Origin of the sequence: Mycolicibacterium sp. 624, assembly GCF_040548615.1 — a bacterium.
GTDB lineage: Bacteria > Actinomycetota > Actinomycetes > Mycobacteriales > Mycobacteriaceae > Mycobacterium.
Map to the genome: position 1 here is coordinate 445812 of NZ_JBEPRZ010000006.1, position 13152 is coordinate 458963.

Annotated in this window: 8 protein-coding genes; 7 read left to right on the plus strand and 1 reads right to left on the minus strand. The window is 65.8% G+C overall.

Features of this window, described 5'->3' with window-relative positions; all coding sequences use genetic code 11:
- The first annotated feature begins 70 nt into the window (after window positions 1–70).
- Together ABIA65_RS24575 and ABIA65_RS24580 are read left to right on the plus strand one after the other, a co-directional pair.
- Window positions 71–487, plus strand: a complete 417-nt coding sequence (locus ABIA65_RS24575; RefSeq protein ID WP_241405709.1) for an MmpS family transport accessory protein — start codon at window positions 71–73, stop codon at window positions 485–487.
- Window positions 484–3381, plus strand: coding sequence for an MMPL/RND family transporter (locus ABIA65_RS24580; RefSeq protein ID WP_305853295.1), 2898 nt, complete (start codon window positions 484–486; stop codon window positions 3379–3381). The genes ABIA65_RS24575 and ABIA65_RS24580 overlap by 4 nt, the downstream gene beginning before the upstream one ends.
- Here ABIA65_RS24580 and ABIA65_RS24585 read toward each other — a convergent pair.
- Window positions 3368–4783, minus strand: coding sequence for a short-chain fatty acyl-CoA regulator family protein (locus ABIA65_RS24585; protein WP_354525174.1), 1416 nt, complete (start codon window positions 4781–4783; stop codon window positions 3368–3370). The genes ABIA65_RS24580 and ABIA65_RS24585 overlap by 14 nt on opposite strands.
- 118 nt (window positions 4784–4901) lie before the next feature.
- Between ABIA65_RS24585 and prpD the strand changes: the two genes are divergently transcribed.
- The 5 genes from prpD (at window position 4902) to ABIA65_RS24610 (ending at window position 13128) form a co-directional block, all read left to right on the plus strand.
- Window positions 4902–6407 (plus strand): 2-methylcitrate dehydratase PrpD, encoded by a 1506-nt coding sequence (gene prpD, locus ABIA65_RS24590; protein ID WP_241399406.1) that lies wholly within the window; start codon window positions 4902–4904, stop codon window positions 6405–6407.
- Entirely contained in the window at window positions 6404–7321 is a 918-nt protein-coding gene (prpB, locus tag ABIA65_RS24595) for a methylisocitrate lyase (RefSeq protein ID WP_241399405.1), read from the plus strand. The genes prpD and prpB overlap by 4 nt, the downstream gene beginning before the upstream one ends.
- Entirely contained in the window at window positions 7318–8418 is a 1101-nt protein-coding gene (locus ABIA65_RS24600) for a bifunctional 2-methylcitrate synthase/citrate synthase (protein ID WP_241399404.1), read from the plus strand. Before prpB ends, ABIA65_RS24600 begins: the two co-directional genes overlap by 4 nt.
- 4 nt (window positions 8419–8422) lie before the next feature.
- Window positions 8423–11806 carry a pyruvate carboxylase gene (locus ABIA65_RS24605; RefSeq protein WP_354525175.1) on the plus strand — a complete coding sequence of 1128 codons (3384 nt, stop codon included), beginning with the start codon at window positions 8423–8425 and terminating at the stop codon, window positions 11804–11806.
- 119 nt (window positions 11807–11925) lie between these two features.
- Window positions 11926–13128 carry a cytochrome P450 gene (locus tag ABIA65_RS24610; RefSeq protein ID WP_241405707.1) on the plus strand — a complete coding sequence of 401 codons (1203 nt, stop codon included), beginning with the start codon at window positions 11926–11928 and terminating at the stop codon, window positions 13126–13128.
- Window positions 13129–13152 lie beyond the last annotated feature (24 nt).

The window sequence follows — 13152 nt, forward strand, 5'->3', positions numbered from 1 at the left end:
GATCTTCCGCGCCTGCTCGCGGTGTCGTTGTTAACTCCTCGAAAGGTCAACCGTGACCGCAGTCTTCGTGATGCTCAAACGCGTCTGGTTGCCCATTCTCATGGTGGTGGCCGTCACAATCGGTGTCTTCACGGTGGCCAATCTGCGGTCGGTGTTCGGCTCGGACGGGGCAGTGGTGACGCCGATCGGAACCGACACCGCAGAGAACTTCAACCCGAAGATCGTCAAGTACGAGGTCTTTGGCACCGGGGCCACCGCCGTCATCAACTACACCGACCTCGACGGTTTGCCGCAGAAGACAGGCGAGGTACCGCTGCCGTGGTCACTGACCCTGGAGACGACGATTCCGTCCGTCATGCCGAACCTGCTCGCCCAGAGCGACGGTCAATCAATCAGCTGCCGAGTCACAGTCGATGACGAGGTCAAGGACGAAAGGACGGCGCAGGGCGTGAATGCCGCGACGTACTGCTTGGTGAAAGCGGCATGAGCACGTTAATCGACGACACTCCAACGGATGCCATGCCGCCTGCTCGGCACGCGGCTCGCCCGTGGCTGCCGCGGTTCATCCGTGCCTTTGCCATCCCGATCGTCCTGGTGTGGATCGCCATCGTCGCGATCCTCAACACCACCGTCCCGCAGCTCGAGGTGGTCGGCAAGCTCCGCGCGGTGTCGATGAGCCCCAACGACGCACCGTCGTTGATCGCGGTCAAGCGCGTCGGCCAGGTGTTCCAGGAGTACGACACCAGCAGCTCGGTGATGATCGTGCTCGAGGGCGACGAACCGCTTGGCGCGGACGCGCACGCGTTCTACGACGAGATGGTGCGCGATCTGCGCGCCGACACCACCCACGTGCAGCACGTCCAGGACTTCTGGGGTGACACCCTGACGGCGGCCGGTGCTCAGAGCATCGATGGCAAGGCCGCCTACGTGCAGGTGTACATCGCCGGCGATCAGGGCGAGGCCCTGGCCAACGAGTCGGTGGAGTCGGTTCGAGAGATCGCCGAGGGCGCCGAGACCCCCGCTGGTGTGAAGGCCTACGTGGCAGGCCCGTCGGCGACCACGACGGATCAGAACGCCGTCGGCGATGCCAGCATGAAGACGATCGAGGCGCTGACATTCGGCGTCATCACCATCATGCTGCTGTTGATCTACCGTTCGGTCATCACGACGGTGATCACGCTGGGCATGGTCATGGTCGGCCTGTTGTCAGCCCGCGGGATCGTCGCCTTCCTGGGGTATCACAACGTGTTCGGGCTCACCACCTTCGCGACGAATATGGTTGTGACCCTGGCGATCGCCGCGGCGACCGACTACGCGATCTTCCTGATAGGGCGCTACCACGAAGCGCGAAGAAAGGGCATGGACCGAGAGTCGGCCTACTACGACATGTTCCACGGCACGGCTCACGTCGTGCTGGCTTCGGGCATGACCATCGCCGGTGCGACGCTGTGCCTGCACTTCACGCGACTGCCGTACTTCCAGACCATGGGCATTCCGTTGGCAGCCGGCATGACGATCGTGGTCGCCGCGGCACTGACGATGGGACCCGCGGTCATCTCGATCGTCACCCGGTTCGGCAAGATTCTCGAACCCAAGCGCACTAAGGGCGCCCGCGGCTGGCGCCGCGTCGGTGCGGCCACCGTGCGGTGGCCCGGCGCCGTCCTGGTGATGGCAATCGTGTTGTGCCTCGTCGGCCTGCTTGCGCTGCCCGGCTACCACACCACCTACAACGACCGCATCTACCTCCCCGCCGACATCCCCGCGAACGTCGGTCAGGCGGCCGCCGATCGGCACTTCTCCGAGGCCAAGATGAACCCCGAGCTGGTGATGGTGGAGGCCGACCACGACCTCCGCAATCCCGCCGATTTCCTCGTGATCGACAAGATCGCCAAGGCGATGGCCCGGGTGAACGGTATCGCGCAGGTGACAACGATCACCCGGCCCGACGGCAAACCGATCAAACACGCGTCGCTGGCCTACTCGATGAGTCAGAGCAGCACTGGCCAACTCATGAACAACGACTACCAGCAGATCGTGCTTGAGAACTCACTCAAGCAGGCCAACGAGATGCAGGTGACCATCGACTCGATGACGAAGATGCAGGGCATCACGCTGGAGTTGGCCGACGTCACACGCCGGATGGCCGACAAGATGAAGGACACGTCGATCACCATCAGTGAGGTGCGTGACCACCTCGCCGACTTTGACGACTTCTTCCGGCCGATGCGCAACTACTTCTACTGGGAGCCGCACTGCTACGACATCCCGGTGTGCTGGGCGATGCGGTCGATCTTCGACAGCCTCGATGGCATCGGTCAGATGTCCGACGACTTCCAGGCCATAGTGCCGGATCTCGAGCGCATGGCCGAGCTGACACCGCAGATGGCGGCGCTGATGCCGGCGATGATCCAGACGATGAAGAACCAGAAGCAAATGATGCTCAACCAGTATCAGGCGCAGAAGGCTCAGCAGGATCAGAACATGGCGACGCAGGATGACGCGACCGCGATGGGCCAGGCATTCGACGCAGCGCTCAACGACGACACGTTCTACCTTCCACCGGAGGCCTTCGGTACGGCCGATTTCCAACGCGGTATGAAGCTCTTCATGTCACCCGACGGTCATGCGGTGCGGTTCACGGTGAATCACCAGGGTGACCCGCTCAGCGAGGAGGGCACGTCGCACATCGAACCGCTGCGCACCGCCGCTGTGGACGCCATCAAGGGCACGCCGCTGGAAGGATCGACGGTCTTCGTCGGCGGCAGCGCCGCCATGAACAAGGACATGCAGCTGGGCGCAGACTACGACCTGCTGATCGCCGCAGTGGCCTCGCTGATCCTGATCTTCCTCATCATGGTGGTGCTGACGCGCGCCATCGGCGCCGCGGCGGTCATCGTGGGCACTGTGGTGCTGAGTCTTGGTACGTCCTTCGGCCTTTCGGTCCTGATATGGCAACACCTCATCGGCATCCCGCTGCACTGGATGGTGCTACCGATGACGGTGATCGTGCTGCTCGCCGTCGGCGCGGACTACAACCTGCTGCTGGTGTCCCGGATGAAGGAGGAGGTCCACGCCGGACTGCACACCGGCATCATCCGAGCGATGGCAGGCACGGGCTCCGTGGTCACCTCGGCAGGTCTGGTCTTCGCCTTCACCATGATCTCCATGGCGGTCAGCGACATGATCGTCATCGGTCAGGTCGGTACGACGATCGGACTGGGCCTGCTGTTCGACACGTTCGTCGTGCGGTCGCTCATGACACCATCCCTGGCGGCCCTGCTTGGTCGCTGGTTCTGGTGGCCACAACGTGTACGTCAGCGTCCGGTTCCGCGACCCTGGCCGCGCCAGGACGTGGCGGAGCCGACGGTCACGACGTCGTGATCGTCGGGTAGGGCAGGTCGCTGCTGGCGTGCGGGTCGACCTTCACCGCACGCCCGATGTAGGGGAAGGCTCGCTGCGGGCAGGCGGGTCGCTCGCAGATCTTGCAGCCCGCTCCGATGGGCACGGTGGTGTCGGCGTCCGTGACGTCGATACCCGCCGAGTAGATGAGCCGTTCGGCGTGCGCCAGATCGCATCCGAGACCGATGGCGAAGTTCTTGTGCGGCCCCAGGTATCGGCTGTGACTCGACGTGGTCGTCCTGGCGATCCAGAAGTAGGTGCGCCCATCGGGCATCTGCGCCACCTGGGTGATGAACTCGCCGGGTCGCGAGAACGCGTGATGGACAACCCAGAGGGGGCAGTTGCCACCGACGCGCGAGAAGTGAAAAGCCGTGGCGGACTGGCGTTTCGAGATGTTTCCCGCACTATCGGTCCGCACGAAGATGAACGGCACCCCGCGGGCGTCGGGCCGCTGCAACGTCGAAAGGCGGTGGCAGACGGTCTCGAATCCCACCTCGAAGCGGCGGGCGAGCTGGTCGATGTCATAGCGCAGGCTCTCGGCGGCCGACAGGAAGATCCGGTAGGGCAGCAGCAGCGCACCCGCGAAGTAGTTCGCAAGGCCGATGCGGGCCACCTCACGCGCCTCGGTGCTGAGCTGGTCGTCGGTCGCGACCAGCGCCGAGATCAGATCGGCATGGGTGAGCAGGGCGTACTGGGTGGCCATCTGGAACGCGCGTTGGCCGGGATGCAGCCAGCGCGCGATGTGGAGCGTCCGGGTGTCGGGCCGAAACAACCGTTTAGCGTTGGCGCCCAGCGTCTCACCATCGTCGATCACCACGGTGATGCCGAGGTCGGTGTCGAGCAGATCGGCCAGTTGCGTGTCCAGGCCGCCGATCCGCATCGACTGCCGGGTGAACAGCTCCTCGGCGGCCAGGTCGAGTTCGGCGATGTGGTTCTTCCGGTCATAGAAGAAGTCGCGAACCTCTTCGAACGGCATCGGCTGCTGAAGTGACGTTGGCGAGTCGGCACTCGCGCGCACCTGCATCGCCTCGAGTTCGGTGGTCGCGTCGAACAGTCTGCGGTGCAGGTTGATCAGTGTCTGGCCGACGGCAGGCATGCGGCCGACCAGCTCCTCGATCTGTGCCGGCGTCGCGGGCCCGTCGGCCAGAATCTCGCGCAGATCCGACACCAGCCGCGCGTCGGACTCCGGGGTGAAGTAGTGCGTCGGTAGATCGAAGCGCTCCGACAGTGACAGCAGCACCGGTACCGTCACCGGCCGCTGGTCATTCTCGAGCTGGTTCACATAGCTCGTCGACAGGTTGAGCGCACGCGCAAGGGCGACCTGCGTCAGGCCATGTTCCTCCCGCAGCCTGCGCAGGCGGGCTCCCACGAAGGTCTTCGCCACCGTCACAGCCTAACCACACGGCCTTACACAAAGTTCGCAGAATGCTCCGCCAAAGGACGCAAAATTACGCATTTACAGGGCCTTTTGCAGGTGGAGCGGGCTGCGTACCGTGCGGATCATGCACAGTCATGACATCCGTACCCGACGCAGCGCCGAAGAGTTCCCACGGTGTGAGCACCTGGCCGCCAAGATCGCGGAGGTCGCCGCCGACCCCGTCCCGGTCGACCCTGAGGTCGAGGAGATGGTGGTCAACCGGATCATCGACAACGCCGCGGTATCGGCGGCCTCGGTGATCCGCAGGCCGGTGACTGTGGCCCGCGCCCAGGCGCTGGCGCACAAGACCCGCCGGGGTGCCTGCGTGTTCGGCGTCGAGGGCACCGTGTCCGCGGAATGGGCGGCGTGGGCCAACGGTGTGGCGGTCCGTGAACTCGACTTTCACGACACATTCCTGGCAGCCGAGTACTCGCACCCCGGTGACAACATCCCGGCGCTCGTCGCCGTGGCGCAGCAACTCGGCGTACGGGGCTCCGACCTGATCCGGGGCATCGCCACCGCCTACGAGGTGCAGATCGATCTGGTGCGGGGAATCTGCCTGCACCAGCACAAGATCGACCATGTCGCACACCTGGGACCGTCGGTGGCTGCGGGCCTGGGCACCATGTTGCGCCTCGACCAGGAGACGATCTACGCCGCCATCGGGCAGGCGCTGCACCTCACCACCGCGACACGTCAGTCTCGCAAGGGCCTCATCTCCAGTTGGAAGGCGTTCGCACCCGCATGGGCGGGAAAGGTCGCGATCGAGGCCGTCGACCGAGCCATGCGCGGCGAGGGCTCGCCCGCGCCGATCTGGGAGGGCGAGGACGGCGTCATAGCGTGGCTGCTGGCAGGCCCGGAGCACACCTACCAGGTGCCACTGCCGGGCCCCGGCGAACCCAAGCGCGCGATCCTGGACAGCTACACCAAGGAGCACTCGGCCGAGTACCAGAGCCAGGCCCTTATCGACCTCGCTCGCCGGATGCGCGAGCGCATCGGCGATCTCGACCAGATCGCGTCGATAGTGCTGCACACCAGCAACCACACCCATGTGGTGATCGGAACCGGCTCGGGCGACCCGCAGAAGTTCGACCCGGGTGCGTCGCGCGAAACGCTGGACCACTCCGTGATGTACATCTTCGCGGTGGCACTGCAGGACGGCGAGTGGCATCACGAGAGGTCGTACGCACCCGAACGGGCGCACCGACCCGACACCGTCGACCTGTGGGGCAGGATCTCCACCGTCGAGGATCCCGAGTGGACCCGGCGCTATCACTCGAATGACCCCGCGGAGAAGGCCTTCGGTGCGCGAGCCGTCATCACGCTGAAGAACGGTGAGACCATCGTCGACGAACTCGCGGTCGCCGATGCCCACCCGCTGGGTGCCAGGCCCTTCGCACGTGAGCAGTACGTCGCCAAGTTCACCGAACTCGCCGCCGGTGTCGTCGAGGTCGACGAGCAGCAGCGATTCCTGACCGCGGTCGATGCGGTATCGGGTTTGCGGCCCGGAGCGTTGGGTGCGCTGAACGTGCGGGTTGACCCACGGGTGCTGGACAAGGCGCCGACTGTCCCGTCGGGGATCTTCCGGTGAGCGGTCTGCTCGGGTCCGCCACATCAGCCGCGGACAAGCGGTCGGGCTTTCGCGCCGCGCTGGAATCCGGTCGCCTGCTGCGCCTTCCCGGAGCATTCTCACCGCTGGTGGCCAAGATGGTCGCAGAACTCGAGTTCGACGGGGTCTACGTTTCCGGGGCGGTGCTGTCCGCGGATCTCGGGCTACCCGACATCGGGTTGACGACCCTGACCGAGGTGTCCGCTCGCGGCGGCCAGATCGCTGCCGCCACCGAGCTGCCGACCCTGATCGACGCCGACACCGGTTTCGGTGAGCCGATGAGTGCGGCCCGCACCGTCACGCTTCTCGAGGATGCGGGCCTGGCCGGGTGCCATCTCGAGGATCAGGTGAACCCGAAACGGTGTGGCCACCTTGACGGCAAGGCCGTGGTGGAGACCTCGGAGATGGTGAAGCGGCTACGGGCAGCGGTGTCCGCGCGGCGCGACCCGAACTTCATCGTGTGTGCGCGCACCGACGCCGCGGGGACAGAGGGGATCGACGCGGCCATCGACCGGGCCAAGGCCTATGCCGACGCGGGCGCCGATCTCATCTTCACCGAGGCCCTGACATCACCGGCCGACTTCGAGCGGTTCCGTGCGGCCGTCGACACACCGCTGCTGGCCAACATGACCGAGTTCGGCAAGTCCGAGCTCCTGACCACCGAGCAGCTCGCTGACATTGGCTACAACGTCGTCATCTACCCGGTCACCACACTGCGGCTGGCGATGTACGCGGTCGAGGCGGGACTGCGTGAGATCGCCACGGTGGGAACACAGTCCGGCCTGCTCGACAGCATGCAGCATCGCAGTCGGCTCTACGAGCTGCTGCGCTATGCCGACTACAACACATTCGACTCCGACGTGTACAACTTCGACGTTCAGCAGGTGACGCGGTGATCTACAAGGGATTGGCAGGCGTGGTGGTGGACACCACCGCGATATCCAAGGTCGTGCCGGAGACCAACACGTTGACCTACCGCGGCTACCCCGTGCAGGACCTCGCCGCCCGGTGCAGCTTCGAGGAGGTCGCCTACCTGCTCTGGCACGGCGAACTGGCAGGAGACCAGGAACTCGCATTGTTCTGCCAACGGGAGAGGGCGACACGTCGTCTCGACAACTCAATGCTCTCGCTGCTGGCGAAACTGCCCGACAACTGCCATCCGATGGACGTGGTGCGAACGGCGATCAGCTACCTCGGGGCCGAGGACCCGGCGGAGGACGACAGCAGCCGCAGCGCCAATCAGGCGAAGTCCCTGCGGATGTTCGCCGTGCTGCCAACCATCGTGGCCGCTGACATGCGGCGGCGACGCGGTCTGAACCCGATCGCCCCGCACAGCCATCTGGGTTACGTGCAGAACTTCCTGCACATGTGTTTCGGGGAGGTGCCCGAGCCGGTGATCGTCAAGGCCGTCGAGCAGTCGATGGTGCTGTACGCGGAACACAGTTTCAACGCGTCGACGTTCGCCGCACGTGTCGTGACCTCGACGCAGTCCGACATCTACAGCGCAGTGACCGCGGCAATCGGCGCGCTCAAGGGATCACTGCACGGCGGGGCCAACGAGGCGGTCATGCACGACATGCTCGAGATCGGCAGCGCCGAGCGAGCCCCGGAGTGGTTGGCCGACAAGCTGTCCCGGAAAGAGAAGGTTATGGGCTTCGGCCACCGGGTGTACCGCAACGGTGACTCACGGGTGCCCACAATGAGGGCGGCGTTGGAGCGCGTCGCCGCTGTCCGTGACGGGCGCCGCTGGCTGGACATCTACGAGGTCCTGGAGCGTGACATGGCGGCGGCGACCGGAATCAAGCCCAACCTCGACTTCCCGACCGGGCCGGCCTACTACCTGATGGGCTTCGACATCCCCATGTTCACACCGATGTTCGTGATGAGCCGCATCACCGGCTGGACCGCCCACATCATGGAGCAGTCCGCATCGAACGCCCTGATTCGCCCGCTGAGTGAGTACTCGGGCCAGCCGCAACGCGCACTGGTCTGAGCCTGTGATCACCAAGCTGCTGGTGGCCAACCGCGGAGAGATCGCGATCCGGGCGTTCCGCGCCGCCTTCGAACTCGGCATCACGACGGTCGCCGTCTACCCGTACGAGGACCGCAATTCCCTGCACAGGTCGAAGGCCGACGAGTCCTATCAGATCGGCGCCGTCGGGCATCCGGTGCGCGCATACCTGTCGGTCGACGAGATTGTCGACACGGCGCGACGGTGTGGCGCCGACGCCGTGTACCCCGGCTACGGCTTCCTGTCGGAGAACCCGGAGTTGGCGGCGGCGTGCGCGACGGCGGGACTGGTGTTCGTCGGACCGCCCGCGGATCTCCTTGAGCTGACGGGCCACAAGGGCCGCGCCATCGCAGCCGCGCGTGCGGCGGGCCTGCCCGTGCTGGTCTCCACTGAGCCGTCGGCGTCGGTGCCGGACCTTCTGGCCGCGTCCTCGACAATGACGTTTCCGGTGTTCGTCAAGGCGGTCGCCGGTGGTGGCGGGCGTGGGATGCGCCGCGTGGCGGAGCCATCTGATCTGCCGGAGGCGATCGAGGCGGCATCGCGAGAGGCCGAGGCGGCCTTCGGGGACCCGACGGTGTTTCTGGAACAGGCCGTCATCAACCCGCGGCACATCGAGGTACAGATCCTCGCCGATCGACATGGCGAGGTAATCCACCTGTTCGAGCGCGACTGCAGTGTGCAGCGTCGCCATCAGAAGGTCATTGAGGTCGCGCCAGCGCCGAACCTGCCCGAGGAGCTGCGACAGAGAATCTGCGGTGACGCCGTCGCGTTCGCCCGCCACATCGGTTACTCGGGGGCGGGCACGGTGGAGTTCCTGCTCGATGAGCGTGGACAGCACGTGTTCATCGAGTGCAATCCACGAATCCAGGTCGAGCACACCGTGACCGAGGAGATCACCGACGTCGACCTGGTGTCGGCGCAGCTGCGGATCGCATCCGGGGACTCATTGGCCGATCTCGGTCTGCGTCAGTCGTCGGTGCAGATCCGTGGCGCGGCGCTGCAGTGCCGGATCACCACGGAGGATCCGACGAACGGGTTTCGGCCCGACACCGGTCGCATCGTGGCCTATCGCACGCCGGGCGGTGCCGGGATCCGACTGGACGGCGGCACCAATGTGGGGGCCGAGATCTCGGCGCACTTCGACTCGATGTTGGTCAAGCTCACCTGTCGGGGGCGGGATTTCGCCTCCGCGGTGGCGCGGTCGAGGCGTGCGGTGGCCGAGTTCCGCATCCGCGGGGTGTCGACGAACATCTCGTTCCTGCAGGCGGTGCTTGAGGATCCCGGCTTCGCGGCGGGACGGCTGACGACGTCGTTCATTGACGAGCGACCCCATCTGTTGACGGCACGCACATCGGCAGACCGGGGTACCCGCATCCTCAACTACCTGGCCGACGTGACGGTGAACAGGCCCCACGGGCCGCGGCCGTCGACGGTGTATCCGCATGACAAGTTGCCGTCGTTGGACTTGACGATCCCACCGCCAGCCGGGAGCCGACAGCGACTCGACGATCTCGGTCCCGAGGGTTTCGCCCTGTGGCTGCGGGAGTCACCGGCGCTCGGGGTCAGTGACACGACGTTTCGTGACGCCCATCAGTCGCTATTGGCCACCCGGGTACGCACGACGGGGTTGTTGGCGGTTGCGCCGTACGTCGCGCGGATGACGCCGCAGTTGCTGTCCATCGAGTGCTGGGGTGGCGCGACTTACGATGTGGCGCTGCGCTTCCTGAAGGAGGATCCGTGGGAGCGGCTGGCCGCGCTGCGCGAGGCCGTGCCCAACATCTGTCTGCAGATGTTGTTGCGTGGTCGCAACACCGTTGGCTACACGCCGTACCCGGACCTGGTGACCGACGCTTTCGTGGCTGAGGCGACCGCAACGGGTATCGACATCTTCAGGATCTTCGATGCGCTCAACAACGTCGAGTCGATGCGCCCGGCGATCGACGCGGTGCGTGAGACCGGTTCTGCGGTGGCCGAGGTCGCGATGTCCTACACCGGCGATCTGTCCGATCCAGGGGAGAGCCTCTACACGCTGGACTACTACCTCAAGCTCGCCGAGCAGATCGTCGACGCCGGGGCACACGTGCTGGCCATCAAGGACATGGCCGGCCTGTTGCGCCCGCAGGCGGCGACGACGCTGGTGAGCGCGTTGCGGTCGCGATTCGACCTGCCGGTGCACGTGCACACCCATGACACTCCCGGTGGTCAGCTGGCCACGTATCTGGCGGCGTGGCAGGCCGGAGCCTCGGCGGTCGACGGTGCGGCCGCACCGTTGGCGGGCACCACGAGTCAGCCCGCGCTGTCGGCGATCGTGGCCGCGACCGCGAACACGTGCTTCGACACCGGACTGTCGCTGTCCGCGGTGTGCGATCTGGAGCCGTACTGGGAGGCGCTACGAAAGGTGTACGCGCCGTTCGAGTCCGGGCTACCGGCGCCGACCGGCCGGGTCTATCGCCACGAGATTCCAGGAGGTCAGCTGTCGAACCTGCGGACCCAGGCCATCGCGCTCGGACTGGGGGACCGGTTCGAGGACGTCGAGACCAGCTATGCGGCATCGGATCGGGTACTCGGCCGGTTGGTGAAGGTCACGCCGTCGAGCAAGGTCGTCGGTGACCTGGCGCTGGCGCTGGTGGGCGCAGGCGTGGACGCCGACGAGTTCGCCGCCGATCCGGCGCGCTATGACATCCCGGAGTCAGTTATCGGCTTCCTGCGCGGTGAACTCGGTGACCCACCGGGCGGCTGGCCGGAACCGCTGCGGACCAAGGCGTTGACCGGTCGCTCGCGGGCCAAGCCAACTGAGACGCTGACCGCCACCGACACGATGTTGTTGACCGAGCCCGGCCGGGTGCGGCGGGCCGCGCTGAACAGGCTGCTGTTCCCCGGTCCGGCAATGGAATTCGACGCGCACCGCGAGCTGTACGGCGACACCTCACGGCTGAGCGCGAACCAGTTCTTCTATGGGCTGCGCCAGCGCGAGGAGCACCGCGTACAACTCGAACGCGGGGTCGAGTTGATCATCGGCTTGGAGGCCATCTCCGATGCCGACGAACGTGGCATGCGGACGGTCATGTTCGTCCTCAACGGCCAACTGCGGCCGGTGGCAGTGCGTGACCGCAGCGTCGCCGCCACCGTGCCGACGGCGGAGAAGGCCGACAAGACCGACCCCGATCACGTCGCCGCGCCGTTCGCCGGGGTCGTCACCCTGGTGGTGGGAGCCGGCGAGACGGTAGTGGCCGGCCAGTCCATCGCCACGATCGAGGCGATGAAGATGGAGGCTGCGATCACCGCGCCCAGGGCGGGGACCGTCAGCCGGGTCGCGGTGTCGCGGACCGCGCAGGTCGAGGCGGGTGACCTCCTCGTCGTGGTCACCTGAGCCCGCCACCCTTGACCGCCGCGCGCGATTGCTGCTAGACATGCGGCATCCAACGATGTTGAGCGATTGCTCAACATCGTGTGAGGTGACAGGGGATTGCCATGACAGCCGCGAACGACATGACAACCACGAACGGCACCGAGGTCTACTACGACCCCTATGACGTCAACATCGTCAAGGACCCGTATCCCGTTTACGCGCGGCTGCGCGAGGAGGCGCCGCTCTACTACAACGAGCGCTACGACTTCTGGGCGATATCGCGGTACGCCGACGTCGAGGGGGCGCTTGCCAACTGGGAGACCTTCTCCAACGACCGAAGCGACATCCTCGAGCTGATCAAGTCGGACTTCCCGATGCCCAAGGGCGTCATGATGTTCGAGGACCCGCCCATCCACTCCATGCTGCGGGGCCTGATGTCGCGAGTCTTCACGCCACGACGGATGGCGGCCATCGAGGGGCAGATTCGGGACTACTGCATCAGTTGCCTGGACCCGCACGTCGGCACCGACGGCTTCGACGTCATCGCCGAACTGGCATCGATGATGCCGATGCGCGTCATCGGAATGCTGTTGGGGATACCGGAATCCGAGCAGATCGCGGTGCGCGACGCCAACGACGCGAACCTGCGGACCAAACCCGGGGCACCAATGAGGGTGTCCAATCCCGACGCCATCGCCGACGGTCGGATCTACTCCGAGTACGTCGAGTGGCGATCGCACAATCCGTCCGACGACCTCATGACCGAACTGCTCAACGTCGAGTTCGAAGACGAGAACGGCGAGACTCGCAAGCTCACCCGGAAGGAGGTCCTGCACTACACGCAGGTGGTCGCCGGCGCCGGAAACGAGACCACCGGCCGGCTGATCGGCTGGCTCGCGAGAGTCCTCGCCGACCATCCCGATCAACGCCGCCAGATCAACGAGGACCGCTCGCTGGTGAACCGGGCCATCGATGAGACACTGCGCTTCGAGCCCACCGGACCGCATATCGGCCGCTACATGGCCAAGGACACCGAGTGCTACGGCCAGACCATTCCAGCCGGCAGCGCGATGCTGCTGTTGTTCGGCGCAGCCAACCGTGATCCGCGGCGCTACACCGACCCCGACACCTTCGACGTGCACCGCGACAACATCTCTCACCTCACGTTCGGCAAGGGTGTGCACTACTGCCTCGGCGCGAACCTGGCTCGGCTGGAGGGGCGCGTCGCGCTCGAGGAGATGCTGAACCGTTGGCCCGACTGGGACGTCGACCGCGAGACCGCCGAACTCGCGCCGACCTCGACAGTGCGCGGCTGGGAGAAACTGCGGATTGTGCTGCCCTGAGCGGGAGAGTCTGCGTTCGGTCGC